Source organism: Pseudoalteromonas sp. J2K-J599 (assembly GCF_059295115.2).
In genome coordinates, this window is sequence record NZ_CM200271.1 from 2,357,204 (window position 1) to 2,377,814 (window position 20,611).

Consider the following 20,611-nt stretch of genomic DNA (forward strand, 5'->3'; position numbering starts at 1 on the left):
AAGGTACTAAGCTTAATAGAAAATGCAAGTTTTATTCTATCTCTTTTATCGCATTAAGTACCCGCTTGGCTGAAATTGGGTAAGGCGTTCCTAGTGTTTGAGCAAATAACGACACTCTAAGCTCCTGTTGCATCCAAAAAATAGCGGTTACCTCTTGTGGTATAGGCAACCCTTTAGGCGTTTTATTAACTACTTTTTTATACTCTTGCGCAACTTTATCTAGCTCTAGTACGCATAACCTATCACGATTTGGATCCACAGGCAGCTTTTCTAAACGTTTTTGAATCGCTTTTAAATAACGAATTAAATCCGCTATTTTATCTGCGCCATGCGCGCTCACAAAACCTTTAAATATAAGTGACTCAAGCTGTGACTTAATATCGCCGTGCGCGGTTATCATGGTTAAATCAACGCGCCCTTTCATTTTTTTATGCAGGGCATGAGCAATACTTAATACTTGCTCAACTTGCGTTGCAATCGATACAACGGCATCGCCCAGCTCACCGCGTATTTGCTCTTTTACTGTTTCAAATGCTTTTTCGTCGCGTATATCACCGTGTTTTACTAATAAGCTATCAACACCTGCGGCAATACAGTCATCAATTAAATCAGCTATTTTACCAAATGGGTTAAAGTACAAACCCAGCTTTGCCTTATTCGGTAAGTTTTGTTGTAAGTACTTAATTGGCGATGGCACATTTAATAGTACTAAACGGCGCAAACCTTGTTGATGTGCTTGCTGCGCTTTTGCTTCGCTATCAAAAAGCTCCACTGCAGCGGCTGATTTTTTATCCACCAGCGCAGGGTATGCTTTTATCTCATATTGACCTTGTTTTTTAACGTATGAAGCGGGTAACTCACCAAAATCCCATTGTGTTAGGTCTGACTTTTCAATGCCTTTATCGGCTACTTTAGAGAGTGTTTCGGTTACTTCACCTTGCAGCTCTGCTTTGAGCTTGGCTAAATCAAGTCCTCGTGCAAGTAACTTATCGCTCTCATCACGTACTTCAAACTGCAATCGTAAATGCGGTGCAAGTGCGGTTAAATCCCACGCCTCAGGATCAACCCTCACACCTGTCATTCTTAATAAACGCGTGGCTAAAGCATCAATTAAGCTACCTTGCATTGGCTCAATAGCTGCCAGCACTGCATCAGCATAATTTGGTGCTGGCACAAAATTACGACGAAGCGATTTAGGCAATGACTTTATAAGCCCACTTATTAGCTCATGCCTAAATGCTGGTATGTGCCAGTCAAAACCACTTTCTTGTACTTGATTTAAAAGCGCGACCGGTATTTGTACCGCAACGCCATCAACTGCTTGGCCTGGGTCGAAATGATAAGCAAGCGGCAATATAATATTGTCTTGCTGCCATGTGTCAGGGTAGTCAAACTCAGTGATATTACTTGCACCATGCTGCATTAACTCTTCACGAGTCATGTGTAAGTAATGCTTATTTTGTTGTTTTTGTGTTTTATACCATTTTAAAAATGCAGCGCGGTTATTAATTTCTTTGGGTATTTTTTTATCGTAAAACTCAAATAACGTTTGCTCATCAACTAAAATATCACGACGACGTGACTTATTTTCCAGAACTTGAATATCTTCTATTAGCTCACGGTTAAACGCTAAAAAGCCCTCGTTTAAGCCCAGTTCTTGCTCAACTAATGCAGTGCGCACAAAAAGCTCTCGACTCACTTTAGGGTCTATGTTGCTATAAACACAGCGGCGTTTATTTACAACAAGTAAGCCGTATAAAGTTTGCTGTTCAAACGCGATTACCGCACCTGGCTTTTTCTCCCAATGAGGTTCTGTGTAACTACGTTTAACTAAGTGCTGTGCTAATGGTTCTACCCAGTTAATGTCTATTTTTGCATTTGTGCGGCCATATAACTTACTTGTCTCTACCAGCTCCGCTGACATGATCCATTTAGGGCTCTTTTTAAATAAACCTGAACCCGGAAAAATATGAAACTGACTATTACGTGCGCCTTTGTATATTTGTTTTTCATCTTTAAAGCCAATATGGCTTAGCATCCCGCTTAACAACGCTTTGTGAACAAGTTCGCCATCAGCCGCTTGGCTGGTTGCTTTCATGCCCATTTCGTTACACACAGTACTTATTTGATAAACAATATCTTGCCATTCACGCAGGCGCATATAGGCTAAGAAGTCTTTTTGACACAGCTTTCTAAATTGGCTATTAGTCAGCTCGCTTTGCTGCTCTTCTAGGTAATTCCATAAGTTTAAAAAAGCGATAAAATCAGAATCTGGATCATCAAAACGACCGTGTTTTTCATTGGCAGCAGCACGTTTTTCTTGTGGGCGTTCACGTGGGTCTTGAATAGACAACGCCGCCACAATAATAATCACTTCACGCAATGCGCCAAGTTTATGGGCTGTTAGCACCATTTTTGCTAAACGTGGGTCAACGGGTAATCGACTAAGCTCCCTGCCCGATTGAGTTAGGCTGGTTTTACTATCGCGTTTAGCTGGTTTTACCGCTTGTAGCTCTTCAAGCAATGTTAGGCCATCATTAATATTGCGGCTATCTGGCGCTTGTACAAACGGAAATTGCGCCATATCCCCAAGCCCTAGCGCCAACATTTGTAAAATAACAGATGCAAGGTTAGTACGCAGTATTTCAGGGTCGGTAAACTCTGGACGTGATAAAAAATCATCCTCAGAGTACAACCTAATACAAATACCCGCTTCAACACGTCCACAACGCCCCATACGCTGATTAGCGCTTGCTTGCGATATAGGCTCTATTGGTAAGCGCTGTACTTTTGTACGATAGCTGTAACGACTTATACGCGCAGTACCTGGGTCTATTACATAACGAATACCTGGCACGGTTAATGATGTTTCGGCTACGTTAGTCGATAAAATAATATGACGACGAGAATGCGGCGCAAATATACGGTTTTGCTCTGCGTTAGATAAACGCGAGTAAAGTGGCAATACATCGGTGTGTTTTAAATTACGCTTGCTAAGTGCATCTGCGGTATCGCGTATTTCACGCTCACCATTTAAAAATATGAGAATATCGCCAGGGCCTTCAGCGCACAGCTCATCAACGGCATCAAAAATACCTTGTAGCTGATCGCCCTCCGCTTCCATATCATCTTTATTAATATCAGTAATAGGGTTGTAGCGCACATCAACAGGGAAAGTACGACCCGATACTTCTATAATGGGCGCATCATCAAAGTGCTTTGAAAAACGCTCAGGATCGATAGTCGCTGAAGTAATTATTATTTTTAAATCAGGGCGTTTTGGAAGCAGGTTTTTTAAGTAACCTAAAATAAAATCAATATTTAAACTACGCTCATGCGCTTCATCAATAATAATCGTGTCGTATTGATTTAAAAAACGGTCTTGCTGAATTTCAGCCAGCAAAATACCGTCGGTCATTAATTTAATATACGTATTATTAGATACCTGATCGCTAAAACGAATTTTAAAGCCAACTTGCTGACCAAGTTCACACTTCATTTCTTCAGCAATACGATTAGCCACCGTACGCGCTGCTAATCGACGTGGTTGCGTATGACCAATTAAACCATCAACACCGCGACCAAGCTCTAAACACATTTTAGGTATTTGCGTTGTTTTGCCTGAGCCCGTCTCACCGGCAATAATAACCACTTGGTTATTTGCAATGGCGTCTTTAATTAATTCCTTTTTTTGACTTACCGGCAATTGCTCAGGGTAAGTCACTTTAGGGAGGCCAGCTAAGCGTTTATCGCGTAATTCTTGGCTACGGGTTATATCAGCCGCTATTTTTTCAAGCGCGTTGGCATGCTTGTTTTCATCGGTTATTTTTTTTACGCCATGTAAGCGTTTTTTGAAAATGAATTGATCTTTTTTTAAGCACGTTTTTAGCTCGCCAAACAACTGACCTAGGTTTACCACCCGCATACCTTATAAAATTAGTTAAAGAGCCGTAATTGTATCAAATTAAACGGCTGGGGTTAATCCTACAAAATGCATAACGCGGGGTTGTTTGTTATATAAACGCTGCTATTGAACTAAACTGTGAATAATAAATTTATTTTAAACAATTATTTACAGGGCTAACTACATTGAATAAATTAAATGACGTTGGCTTATTCGTCACTAAAAATGCCCACGTAGGTCGCTTGCGTATTCGATTTACTTGCCCGATACATGCCAGAGGTATTAAACGGTAAGCTAATATTACCCTTTGTATCAATAATAATTACGCCGCCAGTGCCACCAATAGGCTTAAGCACACCGTTTATAACTTCATCCCCTGCTTCGGCTATGGTTTTACCTTGGTACTTAACTCGCGCACATATATCGCTTGCTACGTTATAGCGAATAAAATATTCACCATGCCCTGTTGCCGATACCGCGCACGATTCATTTTCAGCAAATGTTCCGGCCCCAATTACCGGCGCATCCCCCACACGACCATAACGTTTTGCGGTCATACCACCTGTTGATGTACCTGCCGCTAAATTACCATTTTTATCAAGCGCCACTGCGCCAACCGTGCCCATTTTGTAAGAGTTAGGTAATGCTTTGTGCGCGGCTTGGTACTCTTTACTGGTTGCTTTGGCTTTATCTAATTTTTGTTTTGCTTTTAAAAGCGCTTTGTAGCGAGGCTCGGTATCAAATAAGTTATTTTCGACAAGCTCAACACCTTGCTCTTTAGCAAACTCTTCAGCGCCTTGCCCACTAAGCATTACATGTACAGAGTTATCCATTACCAAACGTGCTAAGTTAATTGGGCTCTCAATATGCTTTACACCCGCAACTGCGCCTGCTTCACGGTTTCGACCATCCATTATGGATGCATCAAGCTCATGCCCGCCATCGTAGGTGTATACCGCCCCACGCCCTGCATTAAAATAAGGGGATTGCTCTAATACTGCAATTGCTGCAATTACCGCATCTAAGCTTTCGCCGCCTTGGTGTAATACTTTATAACCAGTCTCTACTGCTTGCGTTAATTTTGCACGATACTCTTTTTCTTGAGCGGGTGTAAATCGTGCTTTTTCAATTGTCCCTGCCCCACCATGAATCGCAATGGCAAAAGGAGTCTCTGCAGCTACTGCGCTATTACTTAAAGCAACAAGGCTGCTCGCAAAAATAGCTAATAATGGTGTTTTCATAATGAGTTCTTTTATGGGGAAGTTACAAACTAATGTGAATGGTTACGGACTTAATTTCAACTAAAGTGAGTTTAATGGCATAAAAAAAGCGCCTTAAGGCGCTTTTTAAAATTTTACGTGTTTGTAATTAAGCTTGTTTAGCTTTTAAACGCGCTAAACGTGCTACTTGGTGAGTAGACGTTAAGAACGAGTAAATTGGTGCTAAGTAACCACGTTTACGAAGCTCTAAGAAATCAGCATCGCTTAACTCGTTTAGTTTTTTCTCATCGATAAGGTAAATACCGTTGATGTCTTTTTTCTCGCCTTTAATGTCTACTGTTAGCGTTTGCGCAATTAGTAGCTCTTTATCAGCAAGGAATTTAGTGAACGCTTCAGTTACTTGAGAAAACTCAATAAATGATACTAGCGCTTCTTTACGACGTTTTAGGTAATCTGTTTCTTCGCCGTTTTCAAATAATGCGTTACCTTCGTCTTCACCAACAAGCGCACTTGCTTCGTCAATTACGATACCGTATTGATCTTGATCTGGGTGTTTAACTAAACCAAGTGGGTAACGAGTAGATGCCATAGGTGCAAATGCTGCAGTCCATTTACCATCTTCTACAAAAAGGTTTTCGCCTGGCTCTAAGCCAAACATAGCAACTGCTTGAAAAGTGCCGGTTTCGTTATTTTTAACGAATGACATTGGAAACTCGTTTGCTACACGTGCAAACTCATGTGCAACTACTGGCACTAAGTGTTGAGTTTTCATGAATTCTACATTGATGCCGTTTTGAATTTTAGTGTTGGCATGTTTTTCGTTGTGTAAAGGCTGTACTTGTTGCTCCGCCATGTTACTGCTCCGTTTATTTTAATTTATATGTTTCATTGTTAATGCCTTTAGGCTAATGCTTTTGAGCTAAAAAAGGAAGGGAAACTTTTATGACAACAACCATGAAAAAATAAAATTTAACTAAATCTGAACGTTGCTAAAAAACATACAGCTCAAACTCATAAATTTTGTTCAAAAACAACACACTTCGTGGTTGATTTTAATACAAACCAAAGTTATTCATTAACATTGGTTAACAGTTCAAAGCTATTTTTTTGCAGTGTTTAGGCTTAAATTTAAGCAAATAAAAAAGGCCGCTTATATTAAGCGGCCTTTAAAAGTTAAATTGGCATCTAAATTAAGGTGCCCAATATACTTCAATATTGATACTTGGATGGTTAAGCACAGCGCGTAGTGGCATGTCGTTCACATCGCCGCCCGCTTTTGCTTGCTTATAAACAGCGAGTTTTTCTTCGCCGCTAATTAAAAGCTTAACCACTTTAGATTGCGCAATGGCATTTAACGTAAGCGTCATTCGCTCAGTAATACTACCCGTCACATCACTTTGTATTGCATTAATTGCACATACTGTTTGCTCAGTTGTTAAACCATGCTCTAAACCGTCTGCATTTGGGAATAACGACGCTGTATGGCCATCTGGGCCCATACCTAAAATAGTTACATCATATGGGCTTTTTAGCTCGCTATAAGCCGCTTCACACTCTTGTGCGCCATGTTGAGCCGTTGCTGCAGCATTCTTCATAGTAATAAAGTTGGCAGCACTACCATGATTTTGTAATAAAGTACTTTTAATAAATGCTTCATTACTTTTTTCATGGCTTGGGTCTACCCAACGCTCATCAACCATAGCAACATCAACATGTTGCCAATCTAAATCAAGCGTTGATAAATGCTTATAAGCGGGCGCAGGAGACGAGCCGCCCGACACCATTAATACAGCACGGCCATCGTTTTTAATGCCATCACGTAATGATTGCTCAAGCGTTGCAGAAAGCTCAGCTGTTAACGCGTCTTTATCATCAAAAAACTTTTCAACTAGTGTTGCCATGCTTATACCTTATCGCCTGTGTTAAACCATACATGATTGTTTTCTGCCAATAATTCATCAGCATCATCAGGTCCCCAGCTACCAGCACGGTAAAGCGCAGGCTTGCCTTTGTCTTGCCAACGGTCGATGATTGGATCAATCCACTTCCACGCTTGACGAACTTCATCACGGTGAATAAATAACGACGGGTTATCAGCAGCGGCATCAAGCATTAAACGCTTGTACGCATCTGAGTGGAAACCATTGCTGTAAGCTTGTGAAAGCTCAATATTCATTGTTACTGGCTCAAGTTGCATTTGAAGATTATCAAGGCGCTTAGACATAAGCGTTAGTTGAATTGTTTCCTCTGGCTGCAAACGAATAACAAGACGATTTGGCTCGATATTACCCACGTTATCTTCGTAGATATTGTGAGATACTTTTTTGTATTCAACCACAATTTCTGCACAGCGCTTAGCCATACGTTTACCCGTACGAAGGTAAAATGGAACACCTGCCCAGCGCCAGTTATCAATATGCGCGCGAATAGCTACAAACGTTTCTGTTTTACTAGAACCTTCATTTAGCTCTTCTAAGTAACCCGGTACAATTTTACCGTTTAAGTCACCTGGTACGTATTGACCACGAACAATATTTTCATCAACATCACCATCTACAAGCGGGCGAAGTGCTTCTAATACTTTTAGTTTTTCGTTACGAATGCTGTTAGCGTTAAGCTTATTAGGCGACTCCATTGCAACTAAGCAAAGTAGTTGTAATAAGTGGTTTTGAACCATGTCACGAAGTGCACCGGCTTTATCATAAAAACCAGCGCGGCTTTCAAGGCCAACCGTTTCTGACAAGCTAATTTGAATATTATCAATAGATTTAGCATCCCACATATTTTCAAACAATGAGTTTGAAAAACGCAGCGCCATTAAGTTTTGTACTGTTTCTTTACCTAAGTAATGGTCAATACGGAAAATTTGTTCTTCATTAAAAAACTCTGCAATTTTTCCATTAATTGCTTCAGCAGAATCACCGCAATAACCAATTGGCTTTTCAACAACAACGCGTGATGTAGGTGTAATTAAACCTTTAGTCGATAATATTTCACAACATGTGCCGTAAACAGCAGGCGGAAGCGATAAGTAAAACACGCGAGACTTAGTGCTTTCGTGCTCATCTAAAATGCCTTTTAGCACATCCCAGTTGTCGTCTGCTTCTGTAACATTACTTACCACTGGCACTAAAAAAGTAGAAAACGCTTTCCAATCTTTAGCGTTAAACTCACCTTTGCTTAAAAATTCTTGTAATGCTTTATGCGCTGTTTCTATGTATTCAGCACGTTTCGATTCTTCGCGCACTGTTGGTAGGATACGTGAGCCTTCAGGTAAATTACCTTCTTGATATGCTCTGTACATTGCAGGTAGCAATTTGCGTAACGCAAGATCACCACCGCCCCCAAAAATTATAATATCAAAAGGATTAAGCATAGTTACTCTCTACGTTGTGATACCCAGTACATTTTATAAATGCGCGGGTATGCCTATTTATTGCTAGATTAGATGGCTTTTATAACTGTATTTAAATAAAAGCCTGCTGAATTGTTCTGTATTGATGATTTATTATTATTTATTTTATCATTTGCGCTTATTAAATGAGCCTTAGGGGCCCTGTATCTCCTCTCACAAAAATACAGACCCTAAGCACTCCAGCGCTACCCGTTCAAAGGTACTCGGTTTACTTACTTACGTAAGCGAATTTTTACTGCGTACGGTTTTGCTTGTAGTACGCCATTAAGCCGTTTGTCGAACTATCATGGGCGTGTTTTACGCTTTCATCAGTGAGCTCACTTTCAATTTTAGATGCTAACCCTTTACCTAGCTCTACACCCCATTGATCAAACGAACATATTTCTAAAATAATGCCTTGGCAAAATATCTTATGTTCATACAGTGCAATTAAACGACCCACTGTTTTAGCATCTACAGTATCTAATAACATAGATGTTGTAGGACGATTGCCTTGATGAATTTTATGATTTAATAACTCATCAATCTCTGCTTGCGATTTACCCTTAGCGGTTAAATCAGCTGTAACTTGCGCTGCATCTACACCACTCATCATCGCTTCTGTTTGTGCAAAGAAGTTCGATAATAAAATATCGTGATGTTTATCAACATTCACTTGTGGTTTAACTGATGCAATAAAATCTGCAGGTACAATTACATTACCTTGGTGTAAGCACTGATAAAAGGCATGCTGACCATTAATACCCGTCATGCCCCAAATAATTGGAACCGTGGTGTAAGGTACCGTTTCGCCCGCAAAGTTAACGTGCTTACCATTACTTTCCATTTCGCCTTGCTGTAAATAAGCTGGCAACATATGCAGAGCTTGGTCGTACGGTAATATAGCTTGCGCTGTATAACCTAAAAAGCTCGTATTCCATACACTAAGCAACGCCATAATTAATGGTATATTTTGCTCAAACGGCGCAGATTTAAAGTGCTCGTCTATTTCAAACGCACCTTCTAAAATTGCTTCAAAGGCGTCGTAGCCTAAATATAAAGCAATGGGTAAGCCTATCGCACTCCAAAGTGAAAAGCGACCGCCAACCCAATCCCACATAGTGAATACGTTTTCGTCGCTGATACCAAAGGCTGCCGTTTTTTCTAAATTTGTACTTACTGCAACAAAATGCTTTGCAATTGTACTTTCATCTTTTGCTGTTTGTAAAAACCAGTCAACCGCCGTTTTTGCGTTTGTCATGGTTTCTGACGTCGTAAATGTTTTTGAAGAAATAACAAATAATGTTGTTTCAGGGTCAATGGCTTTTAATATAGACGAAATTTGTACACCGTCAGCATTAGATACGTAGTGAACATTTAACGTATCATCAGCAAGTGCTTTTAATGCCTCAGTTGCCATTTGTGGACCAAGGTTAGAGCCACCAACACCAATACTTACAACATCTTTTACCGCTTTGCCGGTATAGCCTAACCATTTACCGCTACGAACTTTTTCTACAAACACTTTAATTTTAGCTAACTCGTTGTCTACGGCTTGTGTCACGTTTTCGCCATCAACAATTAATGGAGTGTGAGCACGATTACGAAGTGCCGTATGCAAAACTGAGCGATCCTCAGTGATATTTATTTTTTCACCGCTAAACATTTTATCGCGCCACGATGCAATATCGCATTCTTTAGCAAGCGACATTAAGTTAGCAAAAACATCGTTATCAATAAGTTGCTTAGAATAGTCGAATAATACGCCTGGTACTTGAGTAGAAAACTGAGAAAAGCGCGTGTCATCTTGTGCAAATAACGTTTTTAGATGTGTTTGTTTCATCTTAGCTGCACTTTGTTCTAGTGCTTGCCAACTTGCTAGTTGCGTTCGGTTAGACATGGAAATATCCTCTATTTTTTTCAATCAATTGATTTAAAAATGTTTTTTATAAAAGCAAAGCTCTTAATACTACTTATTCACAATAAATTAAAGCGCAAATAGTATAACTAAAAATGCAAAAAAAGTGCTGTTTTTATAATTTTATGTGCAGATGATAACGCAATTTTTAGCTTTTGACACCGGTATCATAAAAATTTTATAAATTAATTTACCTGTAATTTTAAAGGCAACGGCATAGCTTAATCAATCAAAATGAAATATTAATGAATTTTTATAAGCGCTGCTAATTACTTTTCATAGTTATTCACTAATTACTGTAATTGTTTGCCTTGCAAACAAATAAACCTTAAAAACAAAAAATCGGCTCTAAAGCCGATTTTGTATAAATTACAATCTTTGCTTAATTACTAAGCGCTAGCCCACCACTTAGGTTATAAACAGTTTTGTACCCTAGCTGCATTAAATTGCTCGCAGCAATTTTTGAGCGGTTACCACTGCGGCATAATAAAATATAGTTGTTATTTTTACTTAACTGCCCTTCAAACACCGCATTTGCCATTCTGCTAAGTGGTATATTTAATGTTTTTTCATCTAGCGTATTAAATAACTGAGCAACATTATTTGCTCCATGTTCATACGGCTCCCGAGTATCTATTAAATATGCATCGCTGGTGTTTAACATTGCTTTAGCGTCATCAAAATTTAATTGCTGTGTATCAATCTCAGGCAATGCATTTACATAACCACACAATTGCGTGTTATTTACTTGCTTTGAAGCGTCATACTGCTGCTTTTGTATTGTAAATTCATCAACTGAAATACTGCCGCTTACTAACGCATTAAGTAATGGCGTTTGGTTTTGTTGTACAGCCCAGTTCATGGCAAAACATTGTTGGTAGTCGTGCCCTGAGCAAATAATGCTGGTGCTATTAAGTTGCTCGCTTATTGCTAAAATAGAGCGTGCCATTGCTTTTGCATCCCCACCTATAAGCGATGTATTGCCAAGCCCTGCAGGCAAAATTAAATCACCACAAAAACAATAACGCGTTTCGCCATTACTATTTTTTAATAAATAACTTACGCTATCTTTGCTGTGCCCAGGTGTCGCTACTTTTTCAAGTACGTCATTTGCTAAGCTAATACTTTTTGCATTTAGTGGCCAACCTAAAGCATCAACTTCACCTTTTACAACTCTTGATGCAAGAACACTGGTTAATAAATGAGTCGCTGACTCTCGCTCTTGATGCAGATGAGTATTAAGCACCGCTGATATAGTTAAGTTTTGTGTATTGGCTATTTTTTCAAAGCGCGGAATAAGCTCAACAATCGGGTCTATTATAACTGCGCGCTTATCATCGCTTACATAAAGCCAACTACATGCTCCTTGGTGCCTAAACTGAGTAAGGCCAAGTGCGCACACTTCTTGCTGTGGTGTAGTGCTATCAGATACAATTAAACAGTTAGCCTGTAGTATTGCTTTAAGAGCGCGAATTCGCACACAAGCATCATCAATATCGTGTTGTGTTGCTGCAGGTCCAAACGATAGCCTAATCGCGTTTTCGCTTTGCCACTTACTTGCACCCATTGCATCTAAAACAAAACTTGTAGATGCACCCGTACTACAAGCCGAACCACCACTTACGCGAATGCCCGCAGCATCAAATAAATCAATCACTTCTTTGCTCGTTAAATCGTTTACCGCAAAGTTAAGTGTGGTAGGCACGCTATAAGCAAAATCATGATTAAATGTAATATCGCCAAAGGTGTCTTTTATCGCGCTTTGTAACTGGCTTCGATAAGAGTTAAGTATGCTAATTGGTTTAAATGTAACGTCTGATTTATCAAGCAACATACTAAATAGTTTATTTAACCCTGCAATACCGGGTAGATTTTCGGTGCCTGAGCGCATTCCACTTTCTTGACCGCCACCCGCTATAAAAGGTGTGTACGCACTGCCACTGCGAATATATAAAAAGCCAATACCTTTAGGTGCGTAAAGCTTATGCCCCGAAAAAGGAGCGTAATCAATAGTTGTATTACTCAGTGCGAGCGCTTGTTTACCGAGTGCCTGCACGCAATCCACCATCCACGATACATTTTTATTACGGCTGCGAATTACCTGCTCTATAGCGGGTAAATCTTGATATACACCGGTTTCGTTATTAACGGCCATGGTGCAAATCATCAAAGCGTTATTAATATGCTCTGCGATAAAATCTAAATCTAAAATACCGTTACTATCAACCGGAATAGCAAGCACCTCAGCATTAACGTCAAGTACGCTATTCCAGTGCTTGAGTGTATTTGGCACCGCTTTATGCTCAGTAGCGCCATATAATAATACAGGGTTTTTAATAGACTGCTTTTTAGCATTAATTAATGTAGAAACCACCGCAGTTTGAATACCCTCCGTTGCACCAGAGGTAAATAGGATATCGCCATTAGTTGCGCCAATAACCGTGCGTGCCTTTTGACGTGTTTGTTCTAATAAATGCTTGGCTTGAATACCTGTGATGTGCGGGCTTGAAGGATTACCAAAACATATTTGCATGGTATGAGAAACAACATCAGCAATACAAGGCAACACAGGGGTCGTTGCATTTGCATCAAGGTAAACTTGTTTTACTGGCTCATCGTGCAATAAAAACTCAGACATTAAAAAACGCACCTTATTACTAAAAAATATATCTTATTACCAATAGTACATAAGTTTACAGGTAATGAGTAATAATCAATTAGCACTAGAGGTGCGTTTACTATGCTTTTTTAAACTAAAAGTCTGTTTGCTTAACTATTCAATGAGCTCTTTGCTGATCTCTTCGTGCGTTGACGACCAAGCTGTTATTAGCGCTTTTACTAATGAGGCCAACGGGATGGCAAAAAATACGCCCCAAAAACCCCATAAACCTCCAAAAAATAATACCGCGACAATTATAAATACCGGATTTAAATCAACTGCTTCAGAAAACAACAGCGGTACAAGCACGTTGCCATCAAGCGCCTGAATAATTCCGTAAATAATTAAAATGGTCCAAAACTGTGTTTCTAATCCAAACTGAAACAGCGCAACTGCCGCTACCGGAATAGTGACGAGTGCCGCGCCAATAAATGGAATTAATACCGAAAAGCCAACAAGCACACCAAGTAAAGCTGCATAGCGCAAATCTAAAACAGTAAATGCAATGAAAGACACACCACCAACAATTAAAATTTCGAATACTTTACCGCGAATGTAATTCATAATTTGTTGGTTCATTTCGTTCCACACTTGTAAAATCAAGCGTCGTTGCTGCGGGATCAGTTTAGCTATACTGCCTGTCAGCTCCAGCTTATCTTTAAGCATAAAAAACACCAGTAACGGCACAAGTACCAAATATATAAGCCAAGCAACAACATCTTTTAAAGACGTAAGTGAAAACGATAACACCGCTTGACCAAACTCAATAATTTTAGCTTCTACGGTTGCAACAATAGCTTGTACTTGTTCTATATTAATTAAACTTGGGTATTGTTCAGGTAAAGCCATTAAATAAGACTTCCCCTGCTCTAGCATATGCGGTGTTTCTTGCACTAAGTTACTTGTTTGCTTCCAAAGCACTGGGCCAATAACTAAAATAAGGGTGAGCATAATGCTAATAAATATCAACATTACAATAATTGTTGCAGTAAAACGTTTTAAGCCAACACGCTCTAAATGAACAACCGGCCAATCTAGTAAATAAGCGATAACCAGTGCAACAAGCACAGGAACAATTAACGCGCCAAAAAAGTAAAGTAAGGCAACTGATACCAATAATAAAAATAATAAGGTGGACGAATGAGGATCCGAGAACTTCCTTTCGTACCATGTTTTTACGTATTCAAACATGTAATGGCTCCACTAATAACAACCCACGTTGTTTATCAAAATTGTAACTATAAGCATTTTTTTGCAAAAAACGTTCAATGTCGTTCGCACTTTCACCTCTATTAAGACTAAAAGTGATGCATTGTTTTGATGACTGTGCACTTCGAAGCGCAAGCTTAAACTGCACAAATTGCTGAGGACACTTAAACTCTTTTAAATCGCGCTCTACCATAACTACTTTATCCGTATAGTAAATGAATAATAAGTCGCATATTTACGGTCTACGTATTTATATACTCAAACCGTTGTAACTTTTTGTTAAAACAATTCCTGCAATAGTTTATCCTTATAACATAACTAGCAGTAAGGATAAGTTAATGCCTGGCACGCATAATAAAGCGCAACTACCAAGTAATCCAACACTCAAAGAGATTAATTGGTTTAAAAAGCAGATTAATTGGGGCGAACTACCTCCTTTTTATCATCTTGTTGCCTCATCAATAAGCGAATCAGAAGGAATTTTAGATCATGGGTTCGACAATGCAGTTAAACAACTTTTAGATAAACGCAATTGGAACTTAGATTTATTAGAAGGCTATGAAGATAACCTAGGTGAAATACATACCAAACATAAGCCACGTATTGCGCTGCACCAAGTATTTACCGACAGAGGCTTTGAGCTATGGGCACAGCCTTATGCTAAAGATGTTATTGTTGATCAATACATAAAAAATAATCGCTTTATGGAGTTTAGAGTGTGGGACCCACATTCAATGAAAAACTTGATCAGAATAAGTCAGTTACATAAGTTTATTGGCTTTTATTTTGAACGAGGCGACAAAGCAGATAAAGCCATTATTTTACATGCACACAAAGTAGTACATAAAATTATTACTTTTTTGCAGCGAGAATTGAACGTTGTAAAGCTTGATGGAGTCACAATAAAAGAACTGTACCAATTGTGCGAAAAAGACAGCCGTGCAAGCAGTGACGAAATAGACATAGCCAAAATTGCAATTGGCGAACAAATTAACAAGGAATAAAATGCAGCTAAAATCAGCATTTATCACTTTATGCAGTGCTGCGCTTACGTTTAGCTTATTAATAAGCGAACCTTTAAAAGCGCAAACCAACTTTACGCTTCCTGATTTAGGGACATCTGCATTACAAGCACTGCCACTCGAAAAAGAACAAGCCATTGGCGAAGTAATGATGATGCAAATACGAGGCTCATCACCAGTAATAAATGACCCAGTGCTTGATGAATACCTCACAACTATTGGCCGTAAACTCGTTGCTAATGCTAATGACGTGCGCTTTCCGTTTTCGTTTTTTTGGATAAACAACTCAGAAATAAATGCCTTCGCCTTTTATGGCGGACACGTTGGTGTGCATACAGGATTAATAGCGCAAGCCGATAACGAGAGCCAGTTTGCCTCAGTGCTTGGCCACGAAATAGCTCACGTAACACAGCGCCACTTAGCGCGAAGAATACAGCAACAACAAGATAACAGCGCGCTGACTATTGCCGGTATGATTGCAGGTATATTAGCAACCGTTGTTGCACCAGATGCGGGTATTGCCATTATATCTGCCAGCCAAACACAATCTGCTTTTAGTCAGTTAACGCATAGTCGCTCAGCCGAGCAAGAAGCTGACCGCATAGGCATGCAAACGCTTAACAATGCAGGCTTTGATGCTCGTGCATCGAGCGAATTTTTAACTAAACTTGCCGCGCAAATTCGTTATAAATATAAACCACCTGCGTTTTTACTTACTCACCCATTACCAGAGAGCCGAGTATCTGATGTACGTTTGCGTGCAGAGCAATTTCCTGTGCGTCATATGAGTGCCAGTCTTGAGTTTAATTTAGCTAAAAGCCGCGTACTTGCCCGCTACGACAACAAACCAGAAAACGCCGAAGACCTATTTAGAAAACGACTACGCGAAAATAGCTACGATAACACCGCTTTAAAGTACGGTTTAGCTATTAGCTTACTTGATCAAAAAAAGCTTGATGAAGCAGCCCCAATACTAGACGAGCTTTTAAAAAACGATCCTAAAAACCTATTTTATATAGATACCCATACCGATTTACTCATCGCGCAAAAAAAGGCAGATGAAGCCGTAAAATTTTTAGCTGATTTAAATCAGTATCGCCCTAATAATCAGGTAATTACGCTTAACTATGCCAACGCAGCACTTGAAGCTGAGCAATATGAACTAGCCGAAAATATTTTGAAGAGTTTTTTACTCGAAAAGCCAGATCATAACCTAGGCAAGCAACTTCTTGCTGATGCGTATAAAAAACAAGATAAATTAGCCTCATATCACGAAGCGAACGCCGATGTATTGGCTCAATACGGCGCTTATTTAAAAGCCGCAGACGAAGTACAAAAAGCACTTAACTTCGTAGAGCCAACCGAACTTGTAAAGCAACAACGTTTAAAAGCACTACTTACCCAGTATCGACTTTTACAAAAAGAGCTTGCAAGACTTTAAGTCTGCAAGCGCTTACCCTAAAATAGACGCAATTCACACTTTGGAATCATTTTATGTCTGTTACTATTTACCACAACCCACGTTGTTCTAAATCACGCGAAACGCTAGCGCTACTGCAAAGTAAAGCGATAGAGCCAAGTGTTGTAGAGTATTTAAAAACCCCTCTTACTCACGAGCAAATTTCAACGCTTGTAATCCAACTTGGTTTTTCATCCGTACGTGAAATGATGCGCACCAAAGAAGATGACTACAAAGCGCTTAATTTGAAAGATGAAACAAATGAGGACGCACTTATTAACGCTATGGTTAAATACCCAAAATTGATTGAACGCCCTATCGTAGTTAATAACAATAAAGCAGCGATTGGTCGCCCACCAGAAAACGTACTAAGCGTTTTATAATGAGTGCAACCATAGTGGTGCTTTATCACTCAAGCCATGGCTCAGTTGAAGCAATGGCTCACGAGATAGCAGAGTCGATAGAGCAACAAGGTGCTAGTGCACTACTTCGCACCTTTGTGGCTAAAAATGCGCACGATATTGTGATCACCAAAGATGATTTAATAAATTGCGATGGTTTAGCATTTGGTACACCAACTCGATTTGGCATGATGGCCTCTCAAGCAAAAAGCTTTTGGGAAACCACCAGCGACTTGTGGCTAAAAGGCCAATTAATCGATAAGCCAGCGTGTGTATTTTCGTCATCAAGTAGTATGCATGGTGGAAATGAAGCAACCTTACTTAACTTATCTTTGCCACTATTACACCACGGTATGATGCTTATGGGCGTGCCATATGATGTGCCCGAACTACTCGCAACACAAACCGGTGGAACACCATACGGTGCAACACACGTCGCTGGCAGCGCTAACAGTGCACAGCTAAGCAAAGACGAAATTAAAATATGCCAAAGCGTTGGTAAACGCCTTACTCACATTGCGAGAAAACTTAAATGAATACAGCTGACAGTCCAGCTAAAAAGCCGATTACGGTAAAATTTCAACGTGCAGCACTATTTGGCTATGTTGGTTTACTTATTCTTATTCCTTTGTGGATGTATTTTGTCCCCCCTCTAGACGGTAATACTAGTTGGGTGTCATTGTTTTTTCCTATCATTCCTTTACTGCTGCCGCTAAGAGGCATAATTCAAGACAACACATATACCTATGCGTGGGCTAACTTTATTGTAATGCTTTATTTTATCCACGGGCTTACTATGCTGTGGGCCGCTCCTGATGAATTAATTTGGGTGTTGTTAGAGCTGGTATTTGCATCATCTATGTTTATTGGCTGTACTTACTACGCAAGACACCGCGGACAAGAACAAGGTTTAAAAATCCGTAAGCTTAAAGAAGAATTAGCTGAAGAAAAAGCAGCAAATGAGCAGGGTAAATAAGGCTTAACAATAACGCTATATACAAAAAAACGCGCTTAAATTGCTTTAAGCGCGTTTTTTAACTGTTTAAAACTAGCTAAACTAAGTCGCTCAAGGCAGCTAGCACCACAATACTCGCCAACCCTATTTGAGCAATTAAGCTAATAAACGAAAAGCCTCTAAGCACAAATAAACCCCAAGGGTGTTTAATATGTGGATATAGCGCACAGCGCTTTAATGTGGTCGCAAAGAAAAAACAAATCACCGCAGTCATAGTTAAACCCAGCGTCAGCTCACTTTTAATTGAGAGGGTTTCATCAAAAAAGAAAAACAACTGTAAAGGCAGCAATATAGTCACAATAGCATGTAGCACATGCACTTTTTTAATGCGATCGAACTGCCCTTCTGGCGAAAGTTCTTTAATACCAAAGTCACGCTCTAAACATTTAACTAAGTTATTAGCTTTAATACTAACCGCTAAACGGTAACAGCTTAAACCTTCTTTATTACGTGCTCTAAAATCGTATCCGGCTTTAATAAGCAGCACCATTAACGACTCATTTTTAGCAAACACAGTATAATGAAGCGCAGTATTACCTAAGTTATCTGTCGCTTTTTTGTCTTGCTTTGCAAGTAGTGTTTCAACCACATTTACAAAGCCTTTTTCGGCCGCCCACATAAAGGCTGTTTTATTGTTTTCATCAGCAAGTACACCAGTAGCGCCTTGCTCAATAAAACGCATTGCCATTGTTTGCTTAGCTGTTTTTTTACGTAAATGAGTAAGCAAAGCTTTTTCTAAGAGAACAACAGAGTCAACATCAGGAGAAACCTGCGTCAGCAGCGTAAAATAGTCTTTACCCGTCGCCACTTTTTCGCTGGCAAGTTCACAAAGAGTATCTAAATCAGCAATAGACTCTGGAATAAACGCACTTAGGCGCTCTCTAAAATCAACTTCCTTCCAAAGCGCTAATGTGTCCTTTGCCGAGAGTTTACTTTTATTATTTAACGCATGCTCAATTAAGGTGAAGTAGCGTTTACTAAAAAATAAATCGACTAAAGACAGTGGCGTATCTATGGTATTTTGTGCAGCCACGCTTGCGTATTTTTCAAGGCGCTGGCACAGCATAAGCACTAAGCTTTCAGGGGTGTATTCATTATCGTAGTAATGGCTTTTAACCGCACTAATATACGCTTGTGCGTCTTCGTCATATTCAGAGATATGTTGAAAGTAACATTCTTCAAATGGCTCCAGCGGGGTTAGCCATGCCAAATAATAAATAGGTGGCAGCACGGTGGTGCATACACCATCGTCTTCATTTGTAGAACGACAAGCAGGCCAAGCTTCCAAAGCATCTAAAATAAAGGCACCGTTTTGTTCTACCAGTCCTTTAATAAGTAATGGGTATTCCTTTGGCCAAATCAGTACATTTTCCATTAAAACAACACAACTCCAGTGTGGCTTGGGGGTGGTAAGTTATATCAGTTTTAAGCTGACACCACGCTTAATCAAAGTGCCGATATTCTAGCACACCTTTGTTTTGCTGCTAGCGCAAAATTACGCAATAACAACAATCCTTTAGGATTATAACAATTCGCTTAATTAAGTGATTTATTTTGAGGTAGAAAACCGTGTGATAGCAAGGAAAAATTTCGTTATTTAGTTGTTCTAAATGATTAAGTATTACTGTGGATTGGTATTGTCCTTAGCAAAAATATAAAAACGGCCAAGTACATAAGTAATTGGCCGTTTTTGAGGTTGGAGTTGGGCTTAATCAGAGCCAGACAAATAGTCTATTTACTTTTTAACTCGCTAATAACTTGCTCTAAACCCACATCAGAAATGCGTTGAATAATCTCTTTTTGTTTAGCACTTAATAGTGAAATGCCTTCAGCAACAATATCGTATACTTTCCACTCATTGTTTTTACCTAAACGAAGCTTAAAGCTTAAGTCGATAGTAGGCGCATTTGGCTCAATAATTTGCGTATTAACTGTTGCGTACTCAGAGTCACTTTTTGCGTTATTACGCTCAAATACTACTTTTTGACCCGTGTACTTCATTAGTGCACCGGCGTATGTGCCTGTTAAGTAGTGCTCTACTGCATCTATAAATTGAACAGCTTGCTCGCGCTCAATACCTTTAATGTGTTTACCTAATAATTTAAACGACACAAACTTAACGTCAATATGTGGCATTAAACGTTTTTCAACAATGGCAGCCATCGCGTCTTTGCTGGCTGTACCTTTTGAGTTTACTTGGCCAATATCTGCAAAAAGCTTGTCGGCTACCGATTCAAGTAACTGATCTGGTGATTGCTGAGCTTGTGCAAATAACGAACTGCTAAAAAAAGCAGTGGCTAAAACGAATAGTTTAAAGAGTTTCATAATTGTATATGTCTGTGTGATTAAGATGGCTGTAATTTACGCGAACTATACGCAATAAAAAAGGCACAAATAAGCAACTTATTAA

16 protein-coding genes are annotated in these 20,611 nt (G+C 39.5%); 5 read left to right on the forward strand and 11 right to left on the reverse strand.

From position 1 onward, the window contains the following. Window positions 1-31 precede the first annotated feature (31 nt). The 9 genes from hrpA to AC5NT5_RS10675 form a co-directional block, all read right to left on the reverse strand. A complete protein-coding gene (hrpA, locus tag AC5NT5_RS10635) occupies window positions 32-3,919 on the reverse strand; it encodes an ATP-dependent RNA helicase HrpA (protein WP_182672823.1) in 3,888 nt (1,295 codons plus the stop codon). Window positions 3,920-4,113: 194 nt separating this feature from the next. Further along, window positions 4,114-5,145, reverse strand: coding sequence for an isoaspartyl peptidase/L-asparaginase family protein (locus AC5NT5_RS10640; RefSeq protein ID WP_494512837.1), 1,032 nt, complete (start codon window positions 5,143-5,145; stop codon window positions 4,114-4,116). Window positions 5,146-5,272: 127 nt separating this feature from the next. Beyond that, window positions 5,273-5,977 (reverse strand): SapC family protein, encoded by a 705-nt coding sequence (locus AC5NT5_RS10645; RefSeq protein WP_024597622.1) that lies wholly within the window; start codon window positions 5,975-5,977, stop codon window positions 5,273-5,275. A 337-nt stretch (window positions 5,978-6,314) separates the two neighbouring features. Continuing rightward, window positions 6,315-7,025: a 6-phosphogluconolactonase gene (gene pgl / locus AC5NT5_RS10650; RefSeq protein WP_188162351.1), complete on the reverse strand. Its 711-nt coding sequence runs from the start codon at window positions 7,023-7,025 to the stop codon at window positions 6,315-6,317. Between the two features lie 2 nt (window positions 7,026-7,027). Then, window positions 7,028-8,500, reverse strand: a complete 1,473-nt coding sequence (gene zwf / locus AC5NT5_RS10655) for a glucose-6-phosphate dehydrogenase (protein ID WP_024597624.1) — start codon at window positions 8,498-8,500, stop codon at window positions 7,028-7,030. Window positions 8,501-8,771: 271 nt separating this feature from the next. Then, window positions 8,772-10,418 (reverse strand): glucose-6-phosphate isomerase, encoded by a 1,647-nt coding sequence (gene pgi, locus AC5NT5_RS10660; protein ID WP_494512836.1) that lies wholly within the window; start codon window positions 10,416-10,418, stop codon window positions 8,772-8,774. Window positions 10,419-10,818: 400 nt separating this feature from the next. Then, complete coding sequence (locus AC5NT5_RS10665; RefSeq protein ID WP_494512835.1) at window positions 10,819-13,074, reverse strand: aminotransferase class V-fold PLP-dependent enzyme; 2,256 nt, start codon at window positions 13,072-13,074, stop codon at window positions 10,819-10,821. Window positions 13,075-13,209: 135 nt separating this feature from the next. Next, on the reverse strand, window positions 13,210-14,286 hold the full coding sequence (locus tag AC5NT5_RS10670; protein WP_182682122.1) for an AI-2E family transporter: 1,077 nt from the start codon (window positions 14,284-14,286) through the stop codon (window positions 13,210-13,212). Further along, window positions 14,279-14,497: a hypothetical protein gene (locus AC5NT5_RS10675; protein WP_039487329.1), complete on the reverse strand. Its 219-nt coding sequence runs from the start codon at window positions 14,495-14,497 to the stop codon at window positions 14,279-14,281. Before AC5NT5_RS10675 ends, AC5NT5_RS10670 begins: the two co-directional genes overlap by 8 nt. Before the next feature lie 145 nt (window positions 14,498-14,642). Here AC5NT5_RS10675 and AC5NT5_RS10680 point away from each other — a divergent pair, with 145 nt between their 5' ends. The 5 genes from AC5NT5_RS10680 to AC5NT5_RS10700 are packed head-to-tail and all read left to right on the forward strand — an operon-like array spanning window position 14,643 to window position 18,162. Further along, the gene (locus AC5NT5_RS10680; RefSeq protein ID WP_024597628.1) at window positions 14,643-15,308 is read left to right on the forward strand and encodes a hypothetical protein; all 666 of its coding nucleotides are present in this window, start codon (window positions 14,643-14,645) and stop codon (window positions 15,306-15,308) included. Between the two features lies 1 nt (window position 15,309). Then, on the forward strand, window positions 15,310-16,767 hold the full coding sequence (gene bepA / locus AC5NT5_RS10685) for a beta-barrel assembly-enhancing protease (protein ID WP_039487326.1): 1,458 nt from the start codon (window positions 15,310-15,312) through the stop codon (window positions 16,765-16,767). Between the two features lie 53 nt (window positions 16,768-16,820). Beyond that, window positions 16,821-17,168 carry an arsenate reductase (glutaredoxin) gene (arsC, locus tag AC5NT5_RS10690; protein ID WP_024595681.1) on the forward strand — a complete coding sequence of 116 codons (348 nt, stop codon included), beginning with the start codon at window positions 16,821-16,823 and terminating at the stop codon, window positions 17,166-17,168. Further along, complete coding sequence (wrbA, locus tag AC5NT5_RS10695) at window positions 17,168-17,722, forward strand: NAD(P)H:quinone oxidoreductase (protein ID WP_002961459.1); 555 nt, start codon at window positions 17,168-17,170, stop codon at window positions 17,720-17,722. The genes arsC and wrbA overlap by 1 nt, the downstream gene beginning before the upstream one ends. Beyond that, a complete protein-coding gene (locus tag AC5NT5_RS10700; protein WP_494512834.1) occupies window positions 17,719-18,162 on the forward strand; it encodes a DUF2069 domain-containing protein in 444 nt (147 codons plus the stop codon). The genes wrbA and AC5NT5_RS10700 overlap by 4 nt, the downstream gene beginning before the upstream one ends. 76 nt (window positions 18,163-18,238) lie before the next feature. Here the strand turns inward: AC5NT5_RS10700 and AC5NT5_RS10705 are convergent, their stop codons facing one another. Continuing rightward, complete coding sequence (locus tag AC5NT5_RS10705; protein ID WP_494512833.1) at window positions 18,239-19,576, reverse strand: ankyrin repeat domain-containing protein; 1,338 nt, start codon at window positions 19,574-19,576, stop codon at window positions 18,239-18,241. Window positions 19,577-19,932: 356 nt separating this feature from the next. Beyond that, window positions 19,933-20,526 (reverse strand): MlaC/ttg2D family ABC transporter substrate-binding protein, encoded by a 594-nt coding sequence (locus AC5NT5_RS10710; RefSeq protein WP_024595677.1) that lies wholly within the window; start codon window positions 20,524-20,526, stop codon window positions 19,933-19,935. Window positions 20,527-20,611 lie beyond the last annotated feature (85 nt).